This window comes from Achromobacter sp. (assembly GCF_057314935.1).
Map to the genome: position 1 here is coordinate 1 of NZ_DBHKZA010000062.1, position 26,927 is coordinate 26,927.

Genomic DNA, 26,927 nt, shown 5'->3' on the forward strand with positions numbered 1-26,927 from the left:
ACGTGGACCGCATGCGGATCGAACTGGCAAAGGGGCCGGCGCCGGCCAAGGCATCAAGAATCGACGTCTACCCCGACGCGCCGCACGCCTTCCATGCGGATTATCGGCCGTCTTATCGAAAGGCGGAAGCGGAGCAGGCGTGGACGCGGATGCTGGATTGGTTCAAGCAAAACGGCCTTGGCTGAGGGAGCTCTGTGGCGGCTGGGGGGGCTTCGTAGGTCGCCCATCGACGCCGTCGCCATGACGGCGCGCGCCCACGATTGCGGTCCGGAGCGTTCGCTCCGGACTCCCCCGTTGTCATCCTCGTCCGCCTTCGGCTCCCTTCGGATTCCCTCGGGCGCATCAAGGTTGCGCGCCGTCATGGCGACACCGCCGACGAGCTGCCGCCGTCTCGGTCTGGGGCGCTGCTAGATCTGTGCTTGATGCCGAGTGCTGCGTTGCCCGCCGATTGCAGCCGCGCGGGCGGCTGCAATCGGCATACGTGGTGTAGTGCGTCGGGGCAGTGGTCGCTTGCGCGCTTGCGGGGAGTGGTCTGCTGATGGCTCCTTAGACACTGGGGGAGGTGGAGCGCGGCACATCCGGCATCAGGATAGGAACGCCCATCGCGCGCAACCCATCATGGGGCCGGCGACGGCGCCAGCCCACACGTGCCATGCGATCAGTATCCTCACGACGCAAGACACCGCGTAAGCCCCCCAAGGCCGCCCGCGCGGCCGGCCGGGGGCGGGCACCGCAAGATCTTCCCATCCACCCCACCGTGCGCAAGAACCTCAAGAGCCCCGTCCGTCCTGGCTGACGCCAGATTGCAACTATCAGAGCCCGGCGTGGCGGTGGCCCGGGGTGCGGGGGGCGTCGATCAGCCCGAGGGAATCCGAAGGCAGTTGCCGCAGGCAACAACGAGGATGACAAGGGGGAAGTCCGGAGCGAAGGCTCCGGACCGCAATCGTTGCCCCCCGCGCCCCGGGCCACCGCCGCGCCGGGCGTCTAAAGAACCCAACCTCCAACGCTAAAAACAACCAAAAAACAACCAAAAAAACTACTGCGCACTCTCCCCCGGTAACCCATCGCTCACCTCAGCCAGCGCACTCTTCATATCCTCGTAACTGATCACGCGCTCGTTCTGAAAGCTCCCGAGTACCCCCCGGCACCCGTCGACGCCGGACCGCTTCATCTCATCCATCATGGTCTTGCCTTCGGTCAACCCCTTTTGATAAAGCGCCTCGTAGCCGCTTGTAGAAAACCCGTACTCCTGCGCGTACTGCGTCAGGTTCTTCTTGGCGGTCGCCTGGTGCTGGGCCAGGTCGGGTTCGGACGCCCCGCAGGCGCGGGCGGCGCCGTTGGAGGCGCCGGCGGCGACGACGAAGGAATCGTATTGGGCCTGTTCGTTCGCGTCCGGGGCCGCCCAGGCCGGGGCGGCGGCGGTGGCCAGGATCCAGGCCAGGCCAGTCAAGATCTTGCGCATCGGTGAATCTCCGCTTGATGCCTGCACGCCGGTCGATGCCGGCGCGGCGGGCGTGGGTTACTACATCATTATGGCAAGCCGCCGTTTCCATGCGGTGATGCGGGGGTGTGGAGTCGTTTCAGACTGTGCATCTTTTTTTCCCGGGCGTTATTGGGCAGCAGGCGGGCCGCGCAGGAACTATGATGGAGGATGTGAGGCGCTCCTGCCTCAATGCAACACCCCCTACATCCTGGAGATTTACATGACGATCAAAGTCGGCGACCGCGTGCCGGATGGCACCCTGACCGAATTCATCGAAACCGAAACCGCCGGCTGCTCGCTGGGCCCCAACGCGTTCCAGGTCGCCGACCTGACCCGCGGCAAGACCATCGCGCTGTTCGCCGTTCCGGGCGCTTTCACCCCGACCTGCTCGGCCAAGCATCTGCCGGGCTATGTGGAGCAAGCCGCTGCGCTGAAGGCCAAGGGCGTGGATGAAATCTGGTGCGTGTCCGTCAACGACGCATTCGTCATGGGCGCCTGGGGCCGCGAGCAAAAGACCGACGGCAAGGTCCGCATGCTGGCTGACGGCTCGGCGCTGTGGACCAAGGAACTCGGCCTGGAACTGGATCTGGTCGCACGCGGCATGGGCGTGCGTTCGCAGCGCTACTCGGCCCTGATCGTCGACGGCGTGGTCAAGCACCTGAACGTGGAAGCGGCTGGCAAGTTCGAAGTCAGCGACGCCGCCACGATGTTGTCGCAAGCCTGATCTAACGCAAGTTCCTGTTTTACCGCTCAACGCGGCGGGCTGCCGTTGCAGCCTGCCGTGCTAATGCCAGCAGCGGTTGCCAACGCCATGCTCGCCACCCTCTCTTCTTTCTCGTCGCTGTATTTCGCGACCTTGCTGATGCTTATCGGCACGGGTCTGTTCAACACCTACATGGGCTTGCGCCTGACTGCGCAGTCGGTCAGCGAGGTGTGGATCGGCGTGTTGATCGCCGGCTACTACCTGGGCCTGGTGTGCGGGGCGCGGCTTGGGCACAGGCTCATCATCCGCGTGGGCCATATCCGGGCGTTCGTCGCCTGTGCAGCCATTGCCACCAGCATGATCCTGGCGCAGACGCTGGTCGATTCCATGCCGCTGTGGCTGGTGTTCCGCATCATCTCCGGCGTGGTGATGGTGACCGAATTCATGGTCATCGAAAGCTGGCTGAACGAGCAGACGGAAAACCATCAGCGCGGCCGCGTGTTTTCCGTCTACATGGTGGTGTCCGGCCTGGGCACGGTGCTGGGGCAATTGGCGCTCACGGCCTATGCCACGCTGGACCTGCGGCCGTTGACCCTGGTGGCCATGTGCCTGGTGCTGTGCCTGGTGCCGATCGCCGTCACGGCCCGTTCGCACCCGCCCACGCCGCTGCCGGCGCCGCTGGACATCCGTTTTTTCATGCGCCGCGTGCCGTTGTCGATGACGGTGCTGTTCGTGGCGGGCAACCTTTCCGGGGCGTTCTATGGCCTGGCGGCCGTCTACGGCGCCAAGCATGGCTTGTCCACGTCCCAGGCCGCGATCTTCGTGGCCGCCGCCGTCACCGCCGGCCTGCTGTCGCAATGGCCGATGGGCTGGCTGTCCGACCGCATCAACCGCGCCGGCCTGATTCGCTTCAACGCCTTGTTGCTGGTGCTGCTGCCCACCGTGATGTGGGGTTGGCTGGTCTTGCCGTACTGGGCGATGGTGGCCTTGTCGTGCGTCTTCGGCGTGCTGCAGTTCACCCTGTATCCGCTGGGCGCCGCATTCGCGAACGACCACGTCGAGTCCGAGCGCCGCGTCAGCCTGTCGGCCGTGCTGCTCATGACTTATGGCGTGGGCGCCTGCATTGGCCCCATGGTGGCCGGTCTGCTCATGTCCTTGGCCGGCCCCAGCATGTACTACGTCTTCATTTCGGCGTGCGCGCTGATCCTGGTCTGGCAGGTGCGCCCCACGCGCGTCACCGGCGCGCACCAGGTCGACGAAGCGCCGACCCACTTCGTGCCCATGCCAGACACGTTGCAAAGCTCGCCCGCGGCGGCGGTGCTGGATCCGCGCGTGGACCCCGAAAACGATATCGCCATGGAAATGGTGCAGCCTGATCCGTCGGCGGCGCCCACGCCGGCGGCCGTTGAGCCGTCCGCTGCCGACGCGGATGCAACCCATGTTGGCGCAACCGGCGCCTCGGCGGCCGACACCGACGCATCCCAGGACGAAAACGCCGTCGAACGCGAGCGACGCACCGGAACCTGAGGCTTGCGCGCCTACCAGGGCGCCATCAGCACGATGGCGGCCAGCGCCAGGGCGATGCCCAGCAGGTTGACGCGGGTCAGCGGCTCGCGGAAGGCCAATGCTCCCACCAGCGTGCCCAGCGTGATCACGCCCATGTTCATGGACGCGAACACCAGCGCCGGGTGTTCGGGCAGTGACTGGTGGGCGCGGATGTAGGTCAGGATGTTGCCGAAGTTGGCGAGACCCAGCGCCACGCCCGCCAGCAGATGGCGGCGCTCCCAGCGCACCCGGCGGCACAGCAGGAATCCCAGCATCAGCAGGCCCGCCAGCACGAAGGCCAGCAACAGGCCGCCGCCAAAGGCGGTGCCGGCGCGCGCGACTTGCTTGAACAGGATGTCGATCACTCCATATCCCGCCCAGACCACCAGGGGCCAGAGCCAGGCCGCGCGGCTGTCCGCGGACGTTTGCGCGCTGAGGGCAGGGCGGCGCAGCAGGCAGGCCAGCGCGCTGAATGCCAGCAGGATTGCCGCCATCTTGCGGCCGCTGACGGGTTCACCGAACAACAGGAACGCGGCTAGCAGGGGAATGAACAGCGACAGGCGCTGCGCCGCGTCGCTGCGCACGATGCCGGCGTGGCGCACCGCTGCCGCCATCGCCAGGAAGACGCTGGGCAGCAGCACGCCCAGCGCGGCGAGGACGGCCCAGGGCGTGTGCGGCGTCACCAAGGTGGACGGATCCGGGCGCAGCACGCCCCAGCAGAGCAGGGCGGCTACCGCATAATTCACGGCGACCGCCTGACGCACGTCCACCTCGTACCGGCGGGCCAGCTTCAGCAGTACCGCGACGGTGACGCTGCACGTGACGCTGGCCAGCAGATACAGCACGCCAGGCGTCAGCGGCACGTTTGGCCTTCGGCGTGCTGCTGATGATGCTGCGACGCGTCCACCCGCATGCCCAGGCGCTGCAGCAGGCGCTGGTCGGCTTCCATCTGCGGGTTGGCGGTGGTCAGTAGCGCATCGCCGTAGAACATGGAGTTGGCGCCCGCCATGAAGCACAGCGCCTGCAGCGCGTCGTCCATCGTTTCGCGGCCGGCCGACAGGCGTACCGCCGCCCGCGGCATGGTGATGCGCGCAACGGCGATGGTACGCACGAATTCGAAGGGATCCAGGGCTTCCACATTGGCCAGCGGCGTGCCTTCGACCTGCACCAGATTGTTGATCGGCACCGACTCGGGGTAAGGCTCCATGCTGGCCAGTTGCGCGATCAGGCCGGCGCGTTCGCGCCGCGACTCGCCCATGCCCACAATGCCGCCGCAACACACATTGATGCCGGCGTCGCGCACGCGGTCCAGCGTATCCAGGCGGTCCTGGTAGGTGCGGGTGGAAATGATCTTGCCGTAGAACTCGGGCGAGGTGTCCAGGTTGTGGTTGTAGTAGTCCAGGCCGGCCTCTTTCAGCTGTTCGGCCTGGCCGTCGCGCAGCATGCCCAGCGTGACGCAGGTTTCCAGGCCCAGAGCCTTGACGGCGGTGACCATCTCGGCCACGGCTTCCAGGTGATGCGGCTTCGGGCTGCGCCAGGCGGCGCCCATGCAAAAGCGTTGCGCCCCGCCTGCCTGGGCGGCGCGGGCGGCGGCGACCACGTCCGCCAGCGGCATCAGCTTGTCGGCGTCCAGTCCGGTGTCGTAGTGCGAGGACTGCGGGCAATACGCGCAATCCTCGGGACAGCCGCCGGTCTTGATCGACAGCAGGCTGGACAGCTGGATGGTGTTCGGATCGAAGTGGGCGCGGTGGACCTGTTGGGCGCGATGCACCAGGTCCATGAAGGGCAGCTCGTAAAGCGCCATCACGTCGACGGCGCTCCAGGCGGGCGCGGGCAAGTGCTTGGACGTCGTCGGCACGGGGATGTAGGCGGTCTGCATGTACGGGCTCCTGTCGGTCTTGCGGGATTCGCGCCGCTTGCCGGAAAGCAAGGGCGGGATCGGCGGATCGTAAGAACCTGCGCAGGGTTTGCGCAATGCAGGGGAAGACGCGGAAAATGCGGGAGAGTTAGCGCTTGATTTGCTGGAAATAGCAGATCTTGGGCGCTGCCGAGGATTAACGCGGCGTCATCTCCGCTGACGCCGCACCCCCGAGTATTTTGATTCCAATTGTAAATTCTGGCCGGGCTACCTATTCCTTGCCCGGTTTGGCCCGGATACGGGTCGATTCGTGGCCGGTGATGCCCCGGTCCCGCGCCCACACGATCGCCGCGCTGCGCCGATGCACGCCGATCTTGCTGTAGATCGTGGCGACATGGTTGCGCACGGTGTTGCGCGACAGCTTCAGGCTCTTGGCGATGCCGTCGTCGTCATGGCCCTGGCACAACAGGCCCAGCACCTCGCGCTCGCGAGTGGTCAACTGCGCCAGCTCCGCGACGTCGCGTGTCGCCGGGGCGGGTTCGCGTAGTTGGGCCAGCTTTTCAATGATGCCCCGGCTGAACCATGACGTGTCCTGCATCACCGCCTCGATCGCGGCAAGGAGTTCGGTCTCGGAGCGTTTGCGCTCGGTGATGTCCTGCATCACGATCAGCAGTCGGTGCTCGCCGCCGATCATCACCGGTTCGGCGGACACCAGGCAGTCCAGCTTGCCGCCGTCCTGCGTGCTGAGCGTGGCTTCGCGGTTGCGGGCGCTTTCTCCCCGCTTCAGGCTGGCGGCCATGCCGTCGTACGGCTGCAGCCCCAAATCGGTCAGGGCTTGGCCTACGCTGGCCTCGGGCACCGCGCCCGTGACCGCCGCGAACGCTTCGTTGATGTCCAGCACGTGCAGGGTGTCGCCTTCGCACACGGCCATCGGCACCGGCGCCAGGCGGAACGCCTTGGAGAAGCGCTCTTCACTTTCACGCAGCGCGACTTCGGTGCGCTTGCGCGCCTCCAGATCGATGAAGGTGAACAGCATGCAGGGCTCGTCCTGCATATCGATGGGCTGTCCAGCCACCATCACGAATTTCGCGCCACCATCGGCCATCTTCACCACGCCTTCGCGTTGCGCGATGGTCTGGCCTTCATTCAATTTGGCGACCGCCGCTTCCTTGTCCTCGCCGCCATCCAGCACGTCCAGCTCGTAGGCGGACTTCCCCAGGACTGTCTCGCGCGCGTAGCCCGTCATCTCCAGGAACCCGTCGTTCACCTTCACGTAGCGCAGATCGGACAACCGGCAGATCAGCGCCGGCGCCGGGTTGGCGCCGAAGGTGCGTTCGAAGCGTTGTTCGGCGTTCAGTTGCGCAGTCTGGTCGTGCAGGATCAGCACGCGGTAGTCGATACCGTTTTCGCTGTCCAGATTCAGGCCGCGGGCGCGCAGATTGCGCAGGAATTCCTCGTCGTCCTTGCGGCCCAGATCCACCAGCAGGTCGTCGAACGGTTCGCCCGCGGCCAGCCGGTCCAGCGGATATTGGCGGGCGGCAACGCGATGATGGTTGCGATAGGTCAGCGTGTAGCGCTTGCGGTAGCCGGCGGGGGTGTGGCCCAGTTCTTCGAGGGTATTGATGCCGTGCAGTTCAAGCGCGCTGTCGTTGGCCCAGGCGATCGTGCCGTCAGGTTCGAGCACGATGATGCCTTCATTCAAGCCCGCGATGATGCTCTGCAGGTGCTGGCGATGCGCTTGGGGTGTGGCGGCGTTTTCGGTCACGTAGGCCTCTTCGGTTCGCATGCATGAGCACACAGGATGAAGGCGCATGACGCTGCTGTCCAGAGAGCAAAACGGACGAGTCTTCGCGGCGGGGGGGAGGGTAGAGAGTGCGGCGGGCGCAGAAAAGCAAAAAGCTCCGGAATCCGGAGCTTCAGCGATGTGCTGCCATGCGATCAAGCACAAAGTGCTTGGCGGAGCGGACGGGGCTCGAACCCGCGACCCCCGGCGTGACAGGCCGGTATTCTAACCAACTGAACTACCGCTCCGCAGCGGCTTACTCAACTACTTTGTCACTTCAACTGCACTTATCTACTGCTTTACTGCAACCTGCATGCCAGAAAACTGGCGTCCCCTAGGGGATTCGAACCCCTGTACTCACCGTGAAAGGGTGATGTCCTAGGCCTCTAGACGAAGGGGACCTGAACTGAACAGAACTGCTAAACAACTTTACTACGGTACTGCGTACTGGTGGAGGTAAGCGGGATCGAACCGCTGACCTCTTGCATGCCATGCAAGCGCTCTCCCAGCTGAGCTATACCCCCCAGGGCGCCCTGATGTCCCACACTGCAGACAACAAGGTCTCACACTCTATAAAAGCAAAAAGCCCCGAAGACGGAGCTCTTGAAAGACTCAGAGCGAGAGAGCTTTTGGCGGAGCGGACGGGGCTCGAACCCGCGACCCCCGGCGTGACAGGCCGGTATTCTAACCAACTGAACTACCGCTCCGCAGCGGCTTACTCAACTACTTTGTCACTTCAACTGCACTTATCTACTGCTTTACTGCAACCTGCATGCCAGAAAACTGGCGTCCCCTAGGGGATTCGAACCCCTGTACTCACCGTGAAAGGGTGATGTCCTAGGCCTCTAGACGAAGGGGACTTGGACTTACAAACTACGTTCTTCGCTGTTGGCTGGTGGAGGTAAGCGGGATCGAACCGCTGACCTCTTGCATGCCATGCAAGCGCTCTCCCAGCTGAGCTATACCCCCGTTCTTCTAATCAATTCCTGCTACGTTTTACGATCGAAACACACGTTTTATGGTGCGCTTTTTCGTAGTTCGTTGCCGGTTTTGTTTAGTGCCGTTGGCGAAGAAACGAGATTATGCACGAACAAAATCGGGTGTGCAAGTCGCTTTGCGGCAAAAAGCGTAAAACAGGCAAAAAAATTGGGGCAGGATGGCCATTTTTGCGCATTTTGTGCGCGATTTGGTGAACGGCAGGCTCGGGTCGATTGATGCAGATTCCAAGAAAATCAAAGACTTGTGCGGATGCTATGGTGGGAGTGAAATTTTTTATTCATCATGCGATTTTCGCGTGAAAAATTTCGGTCGTATTCACACGGGTACCAGGCATGAGCACACAGACTTCGTTTCCCACCCGGCCGCTTGGGCAGAGCGGCATGGCCATCACGCGTATCGGGTTGGGCGCCTGGGCCATCGGCGGCAATGGCTGGGCGGTGGGCTGGGGGCCGCAGGACGACGCCGATTCCATCGCCGCCATCCGCCTGGCGGTGGACCGGGGCATCAACTGGATCGATACCGCGGCGGTCTACGGACTCGGCCATTCAGAAGAAATCGTGCGGCGGGCGCTGGCGCAGATGGCGCCTGGCGACAGGCCTTACGTCTTCACGAAGTGCGGGCTGACGTGGTCCGCCGACAACCCGATGGCGACGCCACGGCGCACGGGCGCGCCCGCCAGCATCCGACGCGAAATCGAAGATTCGTTGCGGCGGCTGGGGGTCGAGCGCATCGACCTCTACCAGATGCATTGGCCGGCGGGCGACGGCACGCCGATCGAGCGGTACTGGCAGGAACTCCTGGACTTGAAGCAGGCGGGAAAGGTGGGCGCGATCGGCCTGTCGAACCACAACCTGGCGCAATTGCAGGATGCCGAAGCGCTGGGCCACGTGGATTCCTTGCAACCGCCATTTTCGGCGATCCAGCGCGCGGCCGGAGCCGACCTGATTCCGTGGTGCGCGGCGCACGACGTCGGCGTGATCGTCTACAGCCCGATGCAATCCGGCCTGCTCACAGGCGGTTTTTCGGCGGAGCGCGCCCGTGCCTTGCCTGCGGACGACTGGCGTGCGCGCCATCCGGAATTCGTGCCGCCGAACCTGACGCGCAATCTGGCTCTGGCCGACGCCTTGAAACCCATCGCCGAACGGCATGGCACGACGGTTGCGGCGGTGGCTGCCGCGTGGACGCTAGCTTGGCCCGGGGTAACGGGCGCCATCGTCGGCGCGCGCAGCGCCGCACAGGTCAATGGGTTGCTGGGGGCTGCGGAATTGGAGCTGGATGCCGACGACCTGGATGCCGTCGCAGCGGCGATCGAGTTGACGGGCGCGGGCGCCGGACCGCTGCGCCCGCCGGAAGACAGCGGCAAGCTGCCCGCCAACCTGTTCGCCTGAGGCCGGATCAGCCGCGGCGCGTTTTGCGGCTGCTGCCGAAGGCGGCGATCAGCGCCAGGCCTACCAGCGCCAACGCGATCTTGTCGCCGAAGCGCGCGTAGGGCGTCAGGCCCGTCATGCCTTGCACGGACACTGGCAGCACGCCTGCCTGCAAAGGCGCGAGCTGGGCGGCGACATGGCCCTTGGCATCGATGGCGGCGGTGATGCCGGTGTTGGTCGCCGTGAGCATGGGGCGCGCGGTCTCTATGGTGCGCAGCCGGCCGATCTGCAGGTGCTGGCGCAAAGCCCAGGAATCGCCAAACCACCCCAGGTTGCTGACGTTGACCAGAATGGTCGCGCCCGGTTCGCCATTCGGGCCGGGCAGCAATGCCGGCAGCAGGTCGGGGCCGAACAGGTCCTCGTAGCAGATGTTGAAGGCGATGTGCTGGCCGCCCACCGCAAAGGGCGTCTGGCGCTCCCCGCCGCGGTCGAAGTCGCCCAGCGGGATGTTCAGCATGTCCACGAACCAGTGGAATCCCGGCGGCACATATTCGCCCCACGGCACGAGGTGGCGCTTGTCGTAGCGCATGGCGGTGCTGCCGGCCACCAGTTGTTCGACCGGCGTATTGCCGTCAAAGCCCATCACGCTGTTGGTGTAGCGGTCGCGGCCATTGACGCGGTCGTGCAGCGGCACGCCCATGGCGATGGTCATGTTGCGTTGCGCGGCCACGTCGCGCCAGGCTTCCCAGACGCGTGGATCCAGCTGGTCCTGGAAGATCGGCAGCACCGTTTCGGGCAGTATCACCAGTTGCGGCGCGGGCACGCCTGCCGCCGGCGGCAGCGCCGTCATTTCCAGGTGGCGCACCAGGCTTTGTTCCAGCAGCGCCGGGTCGAACTTCTGAGACTGTTCGATGTTGCCTTGGACCAGCCGCACGTTCAGCGGATCGCCGGTGGGCGAGGACCAGTCCACGCGCGACAGCGGCCAACCCGCAGCCGCAAGCGCGACCGCGATACCGGCGGCCAGCGCCTGGCGCGAGTCCATCGCCTTTTTGCGGGACGGTTGCCACAGGCTGGCGACGGCGGCAGCGACGAACGCGGCGACGAAGGCCATGCCGTGCACACCCACGATGGGCGCCCAGCCGGCGATGGGGCTGTCGACCTGCGCATAACCGATGTTCAGCCACGGGAAACCGGTCAGCAGCACGGCCCGCAGCCATTCGAAGCCTGCCCACAGCGCGGCCCAGGCCAGCGTGGCGGCCAGGATGCGCGAGGGCGGGGCGCCGTTGTCCAGCGGCGTGTAGCGGCGCGCGAGCGCGCTGGCCGTGGCGGGGAACAGCGCCAGGAAGGAAGACAGCGCAAGCACCCCGGCCACCGCCAGCGGCGCGGCCAGATCGCCGTAGCGATGCATGCTGATGAAGAGCCAGTACAGGCCCACCGCATAGGTGACGAACGCGAACAGCCAACCGCGCGCCCAGGCCTGTTTGGCGGACGGGGCGTTAAGGGTGACGCGCGCGGCGACCGCCAGCGCCAGGATCTGCGTGATGGCCAGCGCCCAGTCCGGCAAGGGGCCAGGCGCGAAGGTCAGGGCGTGCACGGCGCCCGCCAGCATCAAGCCGGCGGCGCCGCGCAGGAGTCGGCTGCGCGGGGTACGGCTCATGCGTCGTCGGCGGGGCGGGTAGTTTGGGTGGGGGTGTTGCGCTTGACGCGCAGCCAGATGGCGCGGCGGGCATCGCCGCGCGCCACTTCCATGCGCAGGCCGTCGAATTCGGCAATGTCACCGCGGCGGGGGATGCGGCCCAACTGGCCGCCCATCCAGCCGCCGACGCTGTCGTATTCGTCGTCGGGCAACTGGCAGCCGAACACCTCGTTGAAGTGCGAGATGTCGGTGGCGGCCAGCACGCGCCACTGGTTTTCGCCTTCCGGGAAGATCGAGTCTTCTTCGGTTTCGTCGAATTCGTCTTCGATGTCGCCGACGATCTGCTCCAGCACGTCTTCCATCGTGACCAGGCCGGAAATGCCGCCATGCTCATCGATGACGATGGCCTGGTGGTTGCGGCTGGCGCGGAATTCGTGCAACAGCACGTTCAGGCGTTTGGATTCCGGGATGAACACGGCGGGGCGGACCAGCGTGCGCACTTCAATGCCGGGCTCCAGCATGCAGCGCAGCAGATCCTTGGCCAGCAGGATGCCGATGATGTTGTCGCGGTCGCCTTCGTAGACCGGGAAACGCGAATGCGCGGTTTCGATCACCGTGGCCACGAGATAAGGGATGGGCTGGGTGACGTCCAGCAGGTCCATGCGCGAACGCGGGACCATGATGTCGCCGACGGTGCCCTCGGACACGGCCAGCGCGCCCTTGATCATCTTGTAGGACTCCGCATCCAGCAGGTTGCGGTCGTGCGCGGCTTCCAGAATGGCCTTGATGCCTTCGCGGTCCTCGGGCTCTCGGCGCACAAGGGAAAGCAGGCGGTCTAGAAGGGATTTGGTGGCGGGTTTGGCTGAGCGAGCAGAGGTCGCTTCGGGAGCAGGGTAAGGGTCAGACATCGTCCGGGAGGACAAGTTATGGAGGGGCCAGCATAACCGAAACTGGCTTCCCGTTTGTAACGGGGGCCATGAAAATGGGGCCAATCGACGTCATCTGCGTCTTGCTTGGCGCCATTTTCCCGCAATTTCTAGGGGTAGACCCGAAGTGCCTGCTCCGGGCTTGCGTTCAGTCGGCGGCGAGGTAGGGATCGGCGATGCCCATCTGCGCCAGCGTGGCGGTTTCCAGCGCTTCCATGCGCTTGGCGTCACGCGCCTTGATATGGTCATAGCCCAGCGAATGCAGCACGCCGTGCAGCGTCAGGTGGGCCGCGTGGTCCAGCAGCGGCTTGCGCTGTTCCCGGGCCTCGCGCACCAGCACGGGCACGCACATGACGATGTCGCCGCGGGCCACGCCCAGGGGGTCCACGCCGTACTCGAACGTCAGTACGTTGGTGGCGTAGTCGCGTTCGCGGAAATCCCGGTTCAGGCGGCGGCCTTCGGCGGTGCCGACCAGCCGCAGGCTGAGTTCGGCGGCCGAGAATTCGACCAGGCCGTCTTCCGCCGCGGCCGCCAGCGCCCGTTCAGCCCACCGGCGCAGGCGCCAGCGGGGCAGGCGGGGCTCTTCCACTGCGTACTGGACGGACAGGGACAGTTCAGGCTTCATTTTCGGAGGCGCGGTCGTAGGCGTCGACGATACGGGCGACCAGCGGGTGGCGCACGACATCGCGGCTGGTGAAACGGGTGGTGGCGATGCCCTGGACGTCGTGCAGCACCTTGACCGCATGGGCCAGGCCGCTGTCCTGGCCGCGCGGCAGGTCCACCTGCGACGGGTCGCCGGTGATGACGGCCTTGCTGCCGAAGCCGATCCGCGTCAGGAACATCTTCATCTGTTCCGGCGTGGTGTTCTGGGCTTCGTCCAGGATGACGAAGGCGTGGTTCAGCGTGCGGCCGCGCATATAAGCCAGCGGAGCGATCTCGATCGTCTGCTTTTCGAACAGGCGCTGCACCTTCTCGAAGCCCATCAGATCGTAGAGCGCGTCATACAGCGGGCGCAGGTACGGATCGACTTTCTGGGCCAGGTCGCCGGGCAGGAAGCCCAGGCGCTCGCCGGCTTCGACGGCCGGGCGGGTCAGCACCAGGCGCTGCACCGTGTCGCGTTCCATCGCGTCGATGGCGCAGGCCACGGCGAGCCAGGTCTTGCCCGTGCCGGCAGGGCCCACGCCAAAGGTGATGTCGTGCTTGAGGATGTTGTTCAGGTAGTCGCGCTGGCGCGGCGTGCGCGGGCGCAGGTCGCTGCGCTTGGTGCGCAGCGCGATGCCGTCGCTTTCGTCGTCCAGGGCGGGCAGCGGGTCGGCCTCGCGCGCCGGCTCGTCCTTCTGCTTCTCTTCCAGCCGCCCGACGCCGATTTCGACCAGGCCCAGCTGGATGTCGTCGACGGACAGGGCGCGGTGCACGGCCTGTTCATGGAAGCGACGCAGCACCCGGCCGGCCAGTTCCGCTTGTTCGCCTTCGATGGTGACGCGGCTGCCGCGGCGCGAGAGCTTGACGCCCATGCCGTCGGCAAGCTGCCGCAGGTTTTCGTCCAGCGGGCCGCACAGGTTGGCCAGGTGGGTGTTGTCGCCGTCCAGGTTGACGACGGCGGGCATGCTGCGACGGGCGCGGGAACGGGGAGTGGTCATTCGGCCTCTTGGGGAACGCGGTCCACGTCTGCCACCCGGGCGCGCAACGAATTGGTGTGCGCTTCGGTGATGATGACGTCGACCATTTGTCCGATGAGCCGCGCGGGCGCGGCGAAGTTCACGATGCGGTTGTTCTCGGTGCGGCCCATCAGTTCGTTGGGGTCGCGTCGCGAGGGGCCTTCCACCAGCAGGCGCTGGCGCGTGCCGACCATGTTGCGGGCGATGGTGGCCGCCTGCTCGTTGATCAGCGCCTGCAGGCGCTGCAGCCGGCGCAGCTTGACGTCTTGCGGGGTATCGTCGGCCAGGTCGGCCGCCGGCGTGCCCGGACGGCGCGAGTAGACGAACGAGAACGAGGTGTCGAAGCCGACGTCCTCGATCAGCTTCATCGTCTTTTCGAAGTCTTCTTCCGTTTCGCCGGGGAAACCCACGATGAAGTCGGACGACAGGGTCAGGTCGGGGCGGGCGGCGCGCAGGCGGCGGACCACCGACTTGAATTCCAGCGTGGTGTAGCCGCGCTTCATCCCGGCCAGCACCCGGTCGCTGCCCGCTTGCACGGGCAGGTGCAGGAACGACACCAGTTTCGGCAGGCGGGCGTAGGCGTCCACCATGCGCTGGGTCATTTCCTTGGGGTGCGAGGTCGTGTAGCGGATGCGTTCGATGCCGGGGATCTCGTGCACGTACTCCAGCAGCATGGCGAAGTCGGCGATGTCGTCCGTGCCTTCCATCTTGCCGCGGTAGGCGTTCACGTTCTGGCCCAGCAGCGTCACTTCCTTGACGCCCTGGTCGGCCAGGTCGGCCACTTCGACCAGCACGTCCTCGAAGGGGCGCGAGACTTCCTCGCCGCGCGTGTAGGGCACGACGCAGAAGCTGCAATACTTGCTACAGCCTTCCATGATGGAGACGAACGCGGTTGCGCCCTCGACGCGCGGGGGCGGCATGTTGTCGAACTTTTCGATCTCGGGGAAGCTGATGTCCACCTGCGAACGGCCTTCGGCGCGGCGGCGCGCGATCAGGTCGGGCAGGCGGTGCAGCGTCTGGGGGCCGAACACGACGTCCACATACGGCGCGCGCTTGACGATGGCCGCGCCTTCCTGGCTGGCCACGCAGCCGCCGACCCCGATCACCAGGTTCGGATTCGTTTTCTTCAGGTGCTGCACGCGGCCCAGGTCCGAGAAGACTTTTTCCTGCGCCTTCTCGCGCACCGAACAGGTGTTGAACAGGATGACGTCGGCTTCTTCCGGGTTGTCGGTCAGCTCCAGGCCTTGGTCGCCACGCAGCACGTCGGCCATCTTGTCCGAGTCGTACTCGTTCATCTGGCAGCCGAAGGTGCGGATATACAGTTTGCGGGGGGAGCCGGCGCCGGTGTCCGCGTGGGTCGTTGCGGGGGCGTCTGCGAGGGGGGCAGCGGCGTTGCCGCCGTCGCGCGCGTTGCCGCGCTTCAGGGAGGTTGCTTGCATGATGGTCGCCGTGACGGGTGTAGATCCCGGGGGCTGATGGGCTGGAAAGGCCGAATTTTAACCCTTGCGCGAAAATTGTTTCTTGGTGCGGCGGGCGGTCGCCGTTACGATAGCGGTCCGGCCGGAATTCAGCGGGCGGTAATATTTCTCATTTTCCTTGAGCGGTACCGATGACACCCAATCCCATGACGCCTCCGGTCGCCGCTCCCGCGGCCCCCGCCGCGCCTGGCCTGCCCGTGCCGGACGAAGTCCGAAATCCGTTCTCGTTGGCCACCTGGTTGCTGCTGGGCGTTGCCCTGGCCGCTGTGGCTGCCGCCTGTGCGCGCTGGGTGGATCTGCCGTTGGCCATCTGGATCAAGCAGTCGGTATCCGATGGCGTGAACGAGTCCTTCGAATGGGTGGGGCAAATGGGCGAGAGCGGCCCGTACATCGGCGTGGCGCTGGCCTTTTACGTCGTCGGCCTGATCGGCCTGGCGCGCGGCTGGCGCAACCCCTTGCGCATGAGCTACGCCAGCATGGCGCGCGGCAGCCTGCTGATGTTGTCCACGATGGCTGTGGGCGGGCTGGTGGTGCTGGTGCTGAAACGGTCGGTGGCACGGGCGCGCCCCGAATTGTTTTTCGAGAAAGGCATCTACGGGCTGGGCGAATCCTTTTCGCGCGTGCAGCAGTTCAATTCCTTTCCCTCCAGCCATACCTACGCCGCGTTCGCCGTGGCGGTCGTGCTGGGCATCCTGGCTCCGCGCTGGCGCGCCGCCTTCCTGTTGCTGGCGACGCTGGTGGCGATGAGCCGGCTGGTCAATCTGGACCACTACCTGTCCGACGTGATGACCGCGGCCGGCATCGCCGTGCTGGTCGGGCACGTGCTGGCGCCTCGCGTGCTGTGCAGCAAGTACCAGTGGCCGCTGCGCGCACCGTGGCGGTGGTGGAAAAAGGGCTGAACGTCCGCACGAATGAAAAAAGGGCCGCGATTGAATCGCGGCCCTTTTTCATGGCGTCGGAGGGGGGCAGCGTTACGCGAAGCCCACCACCACGCGCCGGTTGGTGCGGCTTTTCTTTTCGATCTTGGTGACGGCGATGGCGCCGATCTCCGCCGTATTGCGCACGTGCGTGCCGCCGCAGGGCTGGCGGTCGACGCCGGGGATGTCGATGATGCGGATCTTGGCGGTGCCGGCGGGAGGCGCGGCGCCTACGGTGCGGACCAGGTCGGGTTGCGCGGCCAGTTCTTCGGGCGTGATGCCGTTGACCGCGACGTCGAGGCTGCGATTGATCAGCGCATTCAGCCGTTCGGTCAGCTCCGCTTTTTCCAGCGTGGACTCGGGCAGGTCGAAATCGATGCGGGCGGAATCGGGCGAAATGCTGCAGCCCGTCACCGGCGCGGGCACCAGCGAGCCCAGCAAATGCAGACAGGTGTGCAGGCGCATCAGCCGATGGCGGCGCGCCCAGTCGATTGCCACGGTGACGCGGTCGCCGACTTGGGGGGCGGCGTCGCCGTCCAGCACGTGCAGGATGCGTTGGCGGTCGTTGGCGTAGACGGTGTCCGTCAGCGTCAGGACGCGGCCGTCAGCCAGGGTCAGCGTGCCGCTGTCGCCCGCCTGGCCGCCGCTGCGCGCGTAGCACACGGTCTCGTCCAGTTCGATGCCCTCGGGATTGACGGCGATGACGGTGGCGTCGCACTGGCCCAGGTAGGGCTCGTCGTCGAACCGCTTGCGGGTGGCGGGCATGGGGATGTCTCCGGTTTGGGGTGTTGAATTGTTGTTGTCGGGTGGGGTCACGCCAGGGTCTTCAGGCCCTGGGGGGTCTCGATCTGGGCCCACAGGCGCGGTGTGCCGCTGGCCTGTTCAAGGTCGATGAGGGTGTCGGCGCCCATCCAGGTCATGCCTTGGCGCAGCAGGCCGGCCTGGGGATGGCTGCCCGTCAGGCGGACCAGTTTCAGGGGCTGGCGCGGCAGGCTGATGCCAGGGTAGGCGTCCACATCCCATTGGATCAGCGTGGGCAGGAGGCCATCGCCCGCAGCGTGGCCCGCTTCGCGCCAGACCGGCAGGCTGCCATCGTCCGGTACCGTCAAGCGCCAGCGCAGGTCGCCGCGGGTCATGGGGATGACGGGCGCGATGCGCTCGGGATGCTCGGCCTGCATGCGGGTCAGGTCCATGGGCGCTTCGACCCGCGCCGCCCAGTGCGCCAGGAAGGGGCCCTGTTCGAGCCGTGCGCGCACGTCTCCCTGGTCCAGGCCGAACCAGCGGGCACGCTCGGGCGGCGGGGCGTCGGGATCGATGGCGATCACTTCCAGGTAGATGCCGTCGGCCATGCCCAGCACCCGGTTGTGGGTGCCCATGCGCGGGTGGGCGCCGCCGCCTTGCGGCGCGATGCCCAGCAGGTCTGCAACGTACTGCGTGCCGCTGGCAAGGTCCGCCGCGGCGATGACGAGATGATCGATGGATAGTTTCATGGTGTCCCTATGGTAGCGAATCCCGACGTGCCCGTACCCGTACAGAGGGACAAGAAGGCGCAGTACAGTGGCAGCCCCAAATAAAAAACCCGTCGCAAGCGACGGGTTTTCGGTTTGAAGCTTCAGACGGATCAGGCGACTTCGCCTTCTTCGCCTTCCTTCTTGACCGGCTTGACCAGGTCTTCGCGCTTGACGCCCATCCACATGGCCAGCGCGGCGGCGACGAACACCGACGAGTAGATGCCGAACCAGATGCCGATGGTGAGCGCCATGGCGAAGTAGTGCAGGGTGGGGCCGCCGAAGAACAGCATGGCCAGCACCATCATCTGCGTCGAACCGTGGGTGATGATGGTCCGCGAGATGGTCTGCGTGATGGCGCTGTTGATGACTTCGTGCACGTCCGCCTTGCGGTACTTGCGGAAGTTCTCGCGGATCCGGTCCATGATGACCACGGATTCGTTCACGGAGTAGCCCAGCACCGCCAGCACGCCAGCCAGCACCGACAGCGAGAATTCCCACTGGAAGAAGGCGAAGAAGCCCAGGATGATCACCACGTCGTGCAGGTTGGCGATCACGCCGGCGACGGCGAACTTCCATTCGAAGCGGAAGCCCAGGTAGACCATGATGCCGATCACCACCACCAGCAAGGCCATCAGGCCGTTATGCAGCAGCTCCTGGCCGACTTGCGGACCGACGAATTCCACGCGGCGCAATTCAACGCCGGCATCGGCCGTCTTCAGCGCCGCCATGACGGTTTCGCTCTGGGTGGCCGACGTTTGGCCTTCCTGCAGCGGCAGGCGGATCATCACGTCGTGCGAGGTGCCGAAGTTCTGCACCTGGAAGTCGGTGTAACCCAGTTTGGACACCACGCCGCGCACGTTTTCAAGCTGCGCCGTCTGGGCGTAGTTGACTTCCATGACCGTGCCGCCGGTGAACTCGATCGACAGGTGGAACCCGCGGGTCACGATGAAGAAGACCGCCAGGATGAACGTGACGAGACTGATGATGTTCAGCACCAACGCATGGCGCATGAACGGGATAGTGCGGTGAATCCGGAAAAATTCCATTTTTCGCCTTCGGTTCTTTGCTGTGGCGGACGGCTCGCGCCGCCCGCTTTATGTTCAGTTTGCCTTCGGTTTCCAGATTTCACCGATGGAGATCGTGGTGAGCTTCTTCTTGCGGCCGTAGTACAGGTTGGCCAGGGCGCGCACGCCCACCACCGACGAGAACATCGAGGTCAGGATGCCCAGGCAGTGCACCACGGCGAAGCCCCGGATCGGGCCCGAACCGAAGGCCAGCAGCGCCAGGCCCACGATCAGCGTCGTGAGGTTCGAGTCGAGAATGGTGCCCCAGGCGCGTTCGAACCCCTGATGGATGGCTTGCTGCGGCGTGGCGCCCGCCCGCAACTCTTCCCGTATCCGCTCGTTGATCAGCACGTTCGAGTCAATGGCCATGCCGAGCGTCAGCGCGATAGCGGCGATGCCTGGCAGGGTGAGCGTGGCCTGCAGCATGGACAGCAGCGCCAGCAGCAGCAGCACGTTCAGGGTCAGGCCGACCGTGGAGAACACGCCGAACAGGTGGTAGTACAGGATGATGAAGACGGCGATGGCCAGGAAGCCGTACAGCGTCGAATGGAAGCCCTTCGAGATGTTGTCGGCGCCCAGGCTCGGGCCGATGGTGCGTTCTTCGATGATCGACATCGGTGCGGCCAAGGCGCCTGCGCGCAGCAGCAGGGCGGTGTCGGCGGCTTCTTCGGAGCTCATGCTGCCCGAGATCTGCACCTGGCCGCCGGCGATTTCGCTGCGGATGACCGGCGCCGTGACCACTTCGCCCTTGCCGTTTTCAAACAGCAGGATGGCCATGCGCTTGCCGATGTTGTCGCGGGTGACGTCGCGGAAGATGCGGGCGCCCTTGGAGTCCAGCGTCAGGTGGACGGCGGCCTGCTGGGTCTGGGAGTCGCGGCCGGGCTGGGCGTCTTGCAGGTTTTCACCCGTCAGGACGACCTGGCGGCGGACCAGGATCGGACGGCCGTCGCGGTCGTTGTAGCGTTCCAAGCCGAAGGGCACGGTGCCGCCCAGCAGCGCGGCTTGCGCGGTGGGGGTGTCGTCGACCATGCGGATTTCCAGCGTGGCGGTGCGGCCCAGCAGTTCCTTGGCCTTGGCCACGTCCTGCACGCCGGGCAGCTGCACCACGATGCGGTCGGCGCCTTGCTGCTGGATGACCGGTTCGGCCACGCCCAGTTCGTTGATCCGGTTGTGCAGGGTGTTGATGTTCTGCTTCAGCGCCGAATCCTGTACGCGCTGGACGGCGGCCGGGTTCAGGGCGCCCATCAGCAGCTGCTTGCCGTTTTCTTCGCGTTCGGTGAATTCCAGGTCGGGCAGGCGGGTGCGCAGGGTCGAGATGGCGCGGTCGCGGTCGTCCGTGTTGGCGAAGGTGGCGGCAACGCCTAGCCCCGAGCGTTCGACGCCGGCCACGTTGACCTTCTGGTCGCGCAGCACCGAGCGCACGTCGGCGGCCAGCGAGTCGTAGCGGGCGGTCAGGGCGCCTTGCATGTCGACTTGCAGCAGGAAGTGCACGCCGCCGCGCAGGTCCAGGCCCAGGTACATGGGCTTGGGGGCAAACCAGCCCATCGCGCGCATCCAGGCGGGCGAGGCGGGCAGCAGGTTCAGCGCCACGGTGTAGTGCGGGTCGCCAGCGACGGTGTTCAGGGATTTGTCGATCAGGTCGCGGGCCTGCAATTGCAGGTCGGTCGACGTGAAGCGGGCGCGCACGGTGCCGAGGGTACCGTTGGTTTCGAAGAAGACCCCTTCATTGGGGATCTTGGCGTCCGTCAGGATCTGCTCGACCCGGCTCAGCATGGCCGGATCCACCTTGATGGTGGCTTTGGCGCTGGAAACCTGGACGGCAGGGGACTCGCCGTAGAAATTGGGAAGCGTGTACAGCAGGCCAATGATGACCGCGATCAGGACCGTAATGTACTTCCAGAGGGGATAGCGGTTCATTGCCGGCTACTTCATGTAAGAGTGATGAAAGGGCCGCCCGAGCGGCAAGCGCAGCGGGCGGCGGTAGGCGCCATCGGACAAAAGAGCCCGACGGGGCTCTATGGGACGCTTACAGGGCCTTGATGGTTCCCTTGGGCAGCACGGTCGAGACCGACGACTTCTGCATGATCACTTCCACCGGCTTGTCGGCCAGTTCGGAGACTTCAACGGTCACGTAGCTGTCGTTGACCTTGGTGACCTTGCCGAGCATGCCGCCGGCGGTGACCACTTCGTCGCCCTTGGCCAGGGCGGCGATCAGGTTACGGTGCTCTTTTTGGCGCTTCATCTGGGGACGGATCATCAGGAAATAGAGGATCACGAACATCAAGACGATGGGCAGCATGCCCATCAGCGCATTGCCTTCAGGGGCGGCTTGGGCCACGACGAGGCTGGCGGTATCGATAACGGACATTGAATTCTCCTGCGTTTAAGTCTGTTTGGGTTGTTTGTTGCTTGGGCTGGCCATGCCCGGATTTTCTTTGCCACGAGGGAAAATGGCGGGTCACGACGGGTCACGGCCATACTTTAGCTGTGTTTTTATGCACCCATCCCCGCGCGAGCCATGGATAGGGCAAGCCGACTATTGTATCTATCTTATTGCTGGCGTTTCACTAGGGAGGGATCCCAATCAATGGGGGCGAATCCCGGATAGAAAAGCCCCTACCTGGAAAAAGGCCCCACGCCGCACTCACTGCGTGAGCTTGCTGCCCCCCGAGGGGGCCCCTTTACCTTGGGGCGGCCCGGCGGGGAGAGGGCCCCCACGCCGCGCGTGCTTCGCCCGCTTGCTGCCCCCCGAGGGGGTCTCTTTTACCTTGGGGCGGCCCGGCGGTAAAAGGCCGGGATCACTCAATGCCGCGGGCGCGGTCGGCGGCGAATTGGGTGCGCCAGGCGTCGAAGCGGCCTTCGGCGATGGCTTCGCGCATTTCCTTCATGATGGTCAGGTAGAAATGCAGGTTGTGCAGCGTATTGAGCCGCGCGCCGGTGATTTCGTTGGCGCGCTGCAAGTGGTGCAGGTAGGCGCGCGAGAAATTGGCGCAGGTGTGGCACGCGCAGCTGGGGTCCAGCGGGCGGGTGTCGTCGCGGTACTTGGCGTTGCGGATCTTGACGTCGCCAAAACGGGTGAACAGCCAGCCGTTGCGGGCGTTGCGGGTGGGCATGACGCAGTCGAACATGTCCACGCCGCGCGAGACGCCTTCGACCAGGTCTTCCGGCGTGCCCACGCCCATCAGGTAGCGGGGCGCCTGGGCCGGCAGCTTGGGCGTCACGTGCGCCAGGATGCGCATCATGTCTTCCTTGGGCTCGCCCACCGACAGGCCGCCGATGGCGTAGCCATGGAAACCGATGTCCTGCAGGCCGGCCAGCGATTCGTCGCGCAGCGCTTCGTACATGCCGCCCTGGACGATGCCGAAGAGGGCGTTGGGATTGCCCAGCCGGTCGAATTCCTCGCGCGAGCGGCGCGCCCAGCGCAGCGACATGCGCATCGAGCGGGCGGCTTCCTCCACCGTGGCGGGACGACCGTCGATTTCATAGGGCGTGCACTCGTCGAACACCATGACGATGTCGGAATTCAGCGAGCGCTGGATGCGCATGGATTCTTCCGGCGTCAGGAACAGGCGGGCGCCGTCGATCGGGGAGGCGAATTTCACGCCTTCCTCGGTGATCTTGCGCATGCCTTGCAGGCTGAACACCTGGAAACCGCCGGAATCGGTCAGGATCGGCTTGTCCCACTGCATGAAGCCGTGCAGGCCGCCATGCTTTTCCATGATTTCCGTGCCCGGGCGCAGCCACAGGTGGAACGTGTTGCCCAGCACGATCTGCGAGCCGATCTCTTTGAGCTCGTGCGGCATCATGGCCTTGACGCTGCCATAGGTGCCCACAGGCATGAAGATGGGGGTTTCGACCACGCCGTGGTTCAGCGTGATGCGGCCGCGGCGGGCGCCGCCGTCAGTGGCGAGCAGTTCGAAGTTCAGTCCGGTCATGAGGCAGGGGATTCGATGAACATGGCGTCGCCATAGCTGAAGAAGCGGTAGCGCTGGGCTACCGCATGGGCGTAGGCGCGGCGGATCGGCTCGACGCCGGCCAGCGCCGACACCAGCATCAGCAGGGTCGACTGGGGAAGGTGGAAGTTGGTGACCAGCGCGTCCACGACGCGGTAGGGGTAGCCAGGGGTGATGAACAGGCGGGTGTCGCCCTGGGCGGCGGCCAGCGGCAGCCCGGGAGCCGTGCGGCCTTCGGTCTGGGCGGCGGCGGATTCCAGGGCGCGCACGCTGGTCGTGCCGACGGCGATCACGCGGCCGCCGCGGGCGCGGGCGGCCGCGATGGCGTCCACCGTGGCTTGCGGCACCGTGAACCATTCGGCGTGCATGATGTGGTCGGCCAGGTTGTCCACGCGCACCGGCTGGAACGTGCCCGCGCCGACGTGCAGCGTGACGAAGGCGCGCGCCACGCCCAGGTCGGCCACGCGGTCCAGCATAGGCTGGTCGAAGTGCAGGCCGGCGGTGGGCGCCGCCACGGCGCCGGGTTCGCGGGCGTAGACGGTCTGATAGCGGTCGTCGTCGCCGGCGTCGGCCGCGTGCGTGATGTAGGGCGGAAGCGGCGTGGCGCCGTGGGCGTCCAGCAGGTCCAGCACGGGGCCGGGGAAGCGGATGTCGAACAGTTCGCCCTCGCGGCCCAGGACGGTGGCGTCGAAGGCGTCGGCCAGGCGCAGCACCATGCCGGGGCCCGGCGATTTGCTGGCGCGCACGTGGGCCAGGACGCGGTCGGTCTCGGTGATGCGTTCGACCAGGACCTCGATCTTGCCGCCGGTGATCTTGTGGCCCGGCAGGCGGGCCTTGATGACACGGGTGTCATTGAAGACGAGCAGGTCGCCCGCGCGCAGCAGCCCCGCCAGATCGGCGAACTGGCGATCGTGCAGCTGGCTGGCGCCGTCCAGGTGCAGCAGGCGGCTGCCCGTGCGTTCGGCGGCAGGCGTCTGCGCGATGAGTTCGGGCGGCAGCTCGTAATTGAAATCGGAAACGGTCAGGGACTGGGTCACGCGGATATCTGTCTGTCAGAGGGAGCGGCCCGGCAAAAACCGCGGGCCGCGCCGGCCGGGCCGGCTTGGGGGCAACCCGATATTGTAAAGGGGACAGTTAATAGGGGCGGAACCATGGCGAAACGCCGCGTCCCGCCGTATAACTGCGTTCTACGCCGTAGCGGATCGGCGCGATGCAAAAAATGATATCCGCGTACCCAAGGAGACACCGCATGACCCCTCGTCGCACCCTGATGGCCGCTGCCCTGGCGGCTTTGCTGGCTTTGGGCGCAGCGCCCGCGCTGGCGCAAGTGAAGATCGGCGCCACCCTGTCCACCACCGGCCCGCAAGCGTCGCTGGGCATCCCGGAGCGCAATACCATCAGCCTGCTGCCCACTGAAATCGGCGGCGTGAAGGTCGAATACATCGTCCTGGACGACGCGTCCGACACCACGCGGGCCGTCAGCAATTCGCACAAGCTGATCTCCGAGAACAAGGTGGACCTGATCGTCGGTTCCACCACGACGCCCAACACGATGGCCATGCTGGATACCGTGGCGACCGGCACGACGCCGGTCATCACCCTGGCCTCGTCGGCCCGGCTGATCGAACCGGTGGACGACAAGCGTCGCTGGGTGTTCAAGACGCCGCACTCCGATTCGCTGATGGCCGAGGGCATTGCGCGCCATGCCGCGGCCAATGGCGTGAAGAAGCTGGCCTTCGTCGGTTTCAACAACGCCCTGGGCGAGACATTCTGGGTGGAAATCGAAAAGGCCGCCAAAAAGCACGGCATCGAGGTCGTCGGCAAGGAGAGCTTTGCGCCGACCGATACGTCCGCCGTGGCGCAGACCCTGAAGCTGATCGGCGCGGCGCCGGACGCCGTGGTGGTCGGCGCCTCCGGCACGCCGGCCGCCATGCCGGCCCGCGACCTGCGCGAGCGCGGCTTCAAGGGCAAGATCTATTTCAACCACGGGGTGGCCAATAACGACTTCCTGCGGGTGTGCGGCACGGCGTGCGAGGGCGCATGGGTGCCGGTGGGACCGGTCATGGTGGCCGGCCTGCTGCCCGACGACAACCCCGTCAAGGCCACGGCGCAGGCCTTCGCCAAGCAGTACGAGGCGGCCAACGGCGCGGGCAGCGTGTCGCTCTTTGCCGCCTATACCTGGGACGTGGGCCTGTTGCTGCAACAGGCCATCCCCGTGGCCCTGAAGACGGCCAAGCCTGGCACGCCCGAGTTCCGGGCGGCGCTGCGCGACGCGCTGGAAAACGTCAAGAACCTGCCCACGGCGACCGGCGTGGTCAGCATGAGCCCGACCGACCATAACGGGCTGGACGAACGGGCGCTGGTGATGGCGACCGTCGCGTCCGGCAAGTGGCGGCTTCAGTAACGCGCGTGGGCGGGCGGGGGTCTCCCGCCCGCAACCGTCCCAGGTTTTGTATGCTCTCGGTTTTGCAGGACTAGCAACTGGGTGGACGCAGCATGACGGGACAAGCGAAAAAGCGGGTGGGCGGGCTGAGGCAATGGCTGGCCGGCGGACTGCTGACCCTGTCGGCGGGCGCGGCTTGCGCGCAGGTCCAGGGCCTGCCGCCCAATGTGGTGAACGCCTGGAAAGCCAGCAAGCTGCCCGACAGTTCGCTGTCGCTGGTGGTGCAGGAACTGGGCGGGCCGCGCATGGTGGCGCTGAACGCCAAGGAATCCCGCAACCCGGCGTCGGTGATGAAGCTGGTCACGACCTGGGCCGCGCTGTCCGAACTTGGGCCCAACTACGTCTGGCGCACCGAATTCATGACGGCGCCCGGCGCCCGGCCTGATGCCAAGGGCGTGCTGGCCGGCCCGCTGTACCTGCGCGCAGGAGGGGATCCCCAATTCCTGATGCAGGATCTGTGGGCCCTGCTGCGTGAATTGCGCCTGCGCGGGGTCAAGCAGATCAATGATCTCGTCATCGACCGCAGCATCTTCGGCCAGGTGGCCACCGACCCCGGCGCTTTCGACGGCGCTCCGGACCGTGCCTACAACGCCAGCCCCGACGCCCTGATGGTGGGCTTCGGCGCGCTGCGCCTGCTGTTCACGCCGGACCCCGCCGCCCATAAATGGGTGCCGCTGATCGATCCGCCGCTGCCCGGCCTGAAGATCGAGGGCAATGTGGAGTGGAGCGACGTCCGCTGCCCGGGCCCGCCGGTGGTGACGACCGATCCGCTGATCACCCAGCAGGGCGTGACGATCCGCGTGGGCGGCAAGGTGGCCGGCTCCTGCGGGGAATTCAGCCTGTACCGCCTGGCGCTGTCGCAACCCGATTACGCCACCGAGATCTTCCGCATGCTCTGGAAAGAGCTGGGCGGCACCTTCAAGGGACAGGTCCGGGCCGGCATGGTGCCGGCGGACGCCGTGGTGCTGGCCTCGCACGATTCTCCCACCCTGGCTGAAGTGATCCGCCAGATCAACAAGCGCAGCAACAACGTCATGGCGCGCACGCTGCTCTTGACGCTGGGCGCGGAAAAGGGCCGTCGGCCCGCCACCGTGACCAGCAGCGAAGCGGTGGCCAAGGGGCTGCTGGCCAAGCAAGGGCTGGACATGCCGGAACTCGTCATCGACAACGGCGCCGGCCTGTCGCGCGAGGCCCGGGTGTCGGCCGACAGCCTGGCGTCCATGCTGACGGTGGCCTGGAATTCGCCGGTCATGCCGGAGTACATGTCGTCCTTCGCGATCGCCGGGGTGGACGGAACCGTGCGCCGCCGCCTGAAGGGCGACGGCACCGTGGGCATGGCCCACCTGAAGACCGGGTCGTTGCGCGACGTGCGCTCGATCGCCGGTTACGTGCTGGGCGCCAGCGGCAAGCGCTATGTAGTGGTCAGCATCGTCAACCACGAACAGGCGGGCGCCGTCCGCGCTTTTGACGACGCCCTCATCGCGTGGCTAGCCGATCAATGAATGATGCCCCCACGCCGCACGCACGTTGTGCGCTTGCTGCCCCCCAGGGGGGCTTTTTCCCCTTGGGGCGGCCCGGCGGGGAAAAGTCTTCTATGCTCCCG

Annotated in this window: 23 protein-coding genes and 6 tRNA genes; 7 read left to right on the plus strand and 22 right to left on the minus strand. The window is 65.9% G+C overall.

Annotation, left to right across the window (positions count from 1 at the left end; translation table 11 throughout):
* Positions 1 to 185, plus strand: a 185-nt coding sequence (locus tag ACO6D5_RS21120) for a dienelactone hydrolase family protein (RefSeq protein ID WP_485826443.1), incomplete at its 5' end; no start/stop codon positions are given.
* An 851-nt stretch (positions 186 to 1,036) separates the two neighbouring features.
* Here the strand turns inward: ACO6D5_RS21120 and ACO6D5_RS21125 are convergent.
* A complete protein-coding gene (locus tag ACO6D5_RS21125) occupies positions 1,037 to 1,462 on the minus strand; it encodes a hypothetical protein (protein ID WP_315847320.1) in 426 nt (141 codons plus the stop codon).
* Positions 1,463 to 1,703: 241 nt separating this feature from the next.
* Here ACO6D5_RS21125 and ACO6D5_RS21130 point away from each other — a divergent pair, with 241 nt between their 5' ends.
* Positions 1,704 to 2,207 (plus strand): redoxin family protein, encoded by a 504-nt coding sequence (locus ACO6D5_RS21130; protein ID WP_315847321.1) that lies wholly within the window; start codon positions 1,704 to 1,706, stop codon positions 2,205 to 2,207.
* Between the two features lie 87 nt (positions 2,208 to 2,294).
* Entirely contained in the window at positions 2,295 to 3,713 is a 1,419-nt protein-coding gene (locus ACO6D5_RS21135) for an MFS transporter (protein WP_485826444.1), read from the plus strand.
* Between the two features lie 11 nt (positions 3,714 to 3,724).
* On the opposite strand, the gene ACO6D5_RS21140 is transcribed toward ACO6D5_RS21135, so the two are convergent.
* The 9 genes from ACO6D5_RS21140 to ACO6D5_RS21180 all read right to left on the minus strand — a co-directional run bounded on the left by ACO6D5_RS21140 (position 3,725) and on the right by ACO6D5_RS21180 (position 8,341).
* Positions 3,725 to 4,588: an EamA family transporter gene (locus ACO6D5_RS21140; RefSeq protein ID WP_485826456.1), complete on the minus strand. Its 864-nt coding sequence runs from the start codon at positions 4,586 to 4,588 to the stop codon at positions 3,725 to 3,727.
* Complete coding sequence (bioB, locus tag ACO6D5_RS21145) at positions 4,585 to 5,610, minus strand: biotin synthase BioB (protein WP_315847323.1); 1,026 nt, start codon at positions 5,608 to 5,610, stop codon at positions 4,585 to 4,587. The genes ACO6D5_RS21140 and bioB overlap by 4 nt, the downstream gene beginning before the upstream one ends.
* 250 nt (positions 5,611 to 5,860) lie before the next feature.
* On the minus strand, positions 5,861 to 7,375 hold the full coding sequence (locus ACO6D5_RS21150) for a PAS domain S-box protein (protein ID WP_485826457.1): 1,515 nt from the start codon (positions 7,373 to 7,375) through the stop codon (positions 5,861 to 5,863).
* Between the two features lie 168 nt (positions 7,376 to 7,543).
* A tRNA-Asp gene (locus ACO6D5_RS21155) sits at positions 7,544 to 7,620 on the minus strand.
* Between the two features lie 77 nt (positions 7,621 to 7,697).
* Positions 7,698 to 7,773: transfer RNA gene (locus ACO6D5_RS21160), tRNA-Glu, on the minus strand.
* Positions 7,774 to 7,820: 47 nt separating this feature from the next.
* Positions 7,821 to 7,896 (minus strand) — tRNA-Ala (locus ACO6D5_RS21165).
* A gap of 106 nt (positions 7,897 to 8,002) precedes the next feature.
* Positions 8,003 to 8,079: transfer RNA gene (locus ACO6D5_RS21170), tRNA-Asp, on the minus strand.
* Positions 8,080 to 8,156: 77 nt separating this feature from the next.
* Positions 8,157 to 8,232 (minus strand) — tRNA-Glu (locus tag ACO6D5_RS21175).
* A gap of 33 nt (positions 8,233 to 8,265) precedes the next feature.
* Positions 8,266 to 8,341, minus strand: a tRNA-Ala gene (locus ACO6D5_RS21180).
* Positions 8,342 to 8,703: 362 nt separating this feature from the next.
* Between ACO6D5_RS21180 and ACO6D5_RS21185 the strand changes: the two genes are divergently transcribed.
* Complete coding sequence (locus ACO6D5_RS21185) at positions 8,704 to 9,759, plus strand: aldo/keto reductase (protein WP_485826445.1); 1,056 nt, start codon at positions 8,704 to 8,706, stop codon at positions 9,757 to 9,759.
* A gap of 7 nt (positions 9,760 to 9,766) precedes the next feature.
* On the opposite strand, the gene lnt is transcribed toward ACO6D5_RS21185, so the two are convergent.
* The 5 genes from lnt to miaB form a co-directional block, all read right to left on the minus strand.
* Positions 9,767 to 11,395: an apolipoprotein N-acyltransferase gene (gene lnt, locus ACO6D5_RS21190; protein ID WP_485826446.1), complete on the minus strand. Its 1,629-nt coding sequence runs from the start codon at positions 11,393 to 11,395 to the stop codon at positions 9,767 to 9,769.
* Positions 11,392 to 12,282: a CorC family transporter gene (locus tag ACO6D5_RS21195; protein WP_315846169.1), complete on the minus strand. Its 891-nt coding sequence runs from the start codon at positions 12,280 to 12,282 to the stop codon at positions 11,392 to 11,394. Before ACO6D5_RS21195 ends, lnt begins: the two co-directional genes overlap by 4 nt.
* Positions 12,283 to 12,448: 166 nt before the next feature.
* Entirely contained in the window at positions 12,449 to 12,925 is a 477-nt protein-coding gene (gene ybeY, locus ACO6D5_RS21200; RefSeq protein WP_485826447.1) for an rRNA maturation RNase YbeY, read from the minus strand.
* Complete coding sequence (locus tag ACO6D5_RS21205) at positions 12,915 to 13,940, minus strand: PhoH family protein (protein ID WP_280029683.1); 1,026 nt, start codon at positions 13,938 to 13,940, stop codon at positions 12,915 to 12,917. Before ACO6D5_RS21205 ends, ybeY begins: the two co-directional genes overlap by 11 nt.
* Complete coding sequence (gene miaB, locus ACO6D5_RS21210) at positions 13,937 to 15,397, minus strand: tRNA (N6-isopentenyl adenosine(37)-C2)-methylthiotransferase MiaB (RefSeq protein WP_315846171.1); 1,461 nt, start codon at positions 15,395 to 15,397, stop codon at positions 13,937 to 13,939. The genes ACO6D5_RS21205 and miaB overlap by 4 nt, the downstream gene beginning before the upstream one ends.
* Positions 15,398 to 15,567: 170 nt before the next feature.
* Here miaB and ACO6D5_RS21215 point away from each other — a divergent pair, with 170 nt between their 5' ends.
* A complete protein-coding gene (locus tag ACO6D5_RS21215) occupies positions 15,568 to 16,335 on the plus strand; it encodes a phosphatase PAP2 family protein (RefSeq protein WP_485826448.1) in 768 nt (255 codons plus the stop codon).
* 72 nt (positions 16,336 to 16,407) lie between these two features.
* Here the strand turns inward: ACO6D5_RS21215 and ACO6D5_RS21220 are convergent, their stop codons facing one another.
* The 7 genes from ACO6D5_RS21220 to queA form a co-directional block, all read right to left on the minus strand.
* The gene (locus ACO6D5_RS21220; protein WP_485826449.1) at positions 16,408 to 17,118 is read right to left on the minus strand and encodes an alanyl-tRNA editing protein; all 711 of its coding nucleotides are present in this window, start codon (positions 17,116 to 17,118) and stop codon (positions 16,408 to 16,410) included.
* 47 nt (positions 17,119 to 17,165) lie between these two features.
* Positions 17,166 to 17,843 (minus strand): VOC family protein, encoded by a 678-nt coding sequence (locus tag ACO6D5_RS21225; RefSeq protein WP_315846174.1) that lies wholly within the window; start codon positions 17,841 to 17,843, stop codon positions 17,166 to 17,168.
* Positions 17,844 to 17,974: 131 nt separating this feature from the next.
* Positions 17,975 to 18,910, minus strand: coding sequence for a protein translocase subunit SecF (secF, locus tag ACO6D5_RS21230; RefSeq protein WP_315846175.1), 936 nt, complete (start codon positions 18,908 to 18,910; stop codon positions 17,975 to 17,977).
* Positions 18,911 to 18,964: 54 nt separating this feature from the next.
* Positions 18,965 to 20,845 carry a protein translocase subunit SecD gene (gene secD / locus ACO6D5_RS21235; protein WP_315846176.1) on the minus strand — a complete coding sequence of 627 codons (1,881 nt, stop codon included), beginning with the start codon at positions 20,843 to 20,845 and terminating at the stop codon, positions 18,965 to 18,967.
* A gap of 109 nt (positions 20,846 to 20,954) precedes the next feature.
* A complete protein-coding gene (gene yajC / locus ACO6D5_RS21240; RefSeq protein WP_175177388.1) occupies positions 20,955 to 21,296 on the minus strand; it encodes a preprotein translocase subunit YajC in 342 nt (113 codons plus the stop codon).
* A gap of 430 nt (positions 21,297 to 21,726) precedes the next feature.
* On the minus strand, positions 21,727 to 22,863 hold the full coding sequence (tgt, locus tag ACO6D5_RS21245) for a tRNA guanosine(34) transglycosylase Tgt (protein WP_315846177.1): 1,137 nt from the start codon (positions 22,861 to 22,863) through the stop codon (positions 21,727 to 21,729).
* Positions 22,860 to 23,918, minus strand: a complete 1,059-nt coding sequence (queA, locus tag ACO6D5_RS21250; RefSeq protein WP_315846178.1) for a tRNA preQ1(34) S-adenosylmethionine ribosyltransferase-isomerase QueA — start codon at positions 23,916 to 23,918, stop codon at positions 22,860 to 22,862. Before queA ends, tgt begins: the two co-directional genes overlap by 4 nt.
* A 212-nt stretch (positions 23,919 to 24,130) precedes the next feature.
* Here queA and ACO6D5_RS21255 point away from each other — a divergent pair, with 212 nt between their 5' ends.
* Positions 24,131 to 25,285, plus strand: coding sequence for an ABC transporter substrate-binding protein (locus tag ACO6D5_RS21255; RefSeq protein WP_315846179.1), 1,155 nt, complete (start codon positions 24,131 to 24,133; stop codon positions 25,283 to 25,285).
* A 92-nt stretch (positions 25,286 to 25,377) separates the two neighbouring features.
* Positions 25,378 to 26,826 (plus strand): D-alanyl-D-alanine carboxypeptidase/D-alanyl-D-alanine endopeptidase, encoded by a 1,449-nt coding sequence (gene dacB, locus ACO6D5_RS21260; protein ID WP_485826450.1) that lies wholly within the window; start codon positions 25,378 to 25,380, stop codon positions 26,824 to 26,826.
* Positions 26,827 to 26,927 lie beyond the last annotated feature (101 nt).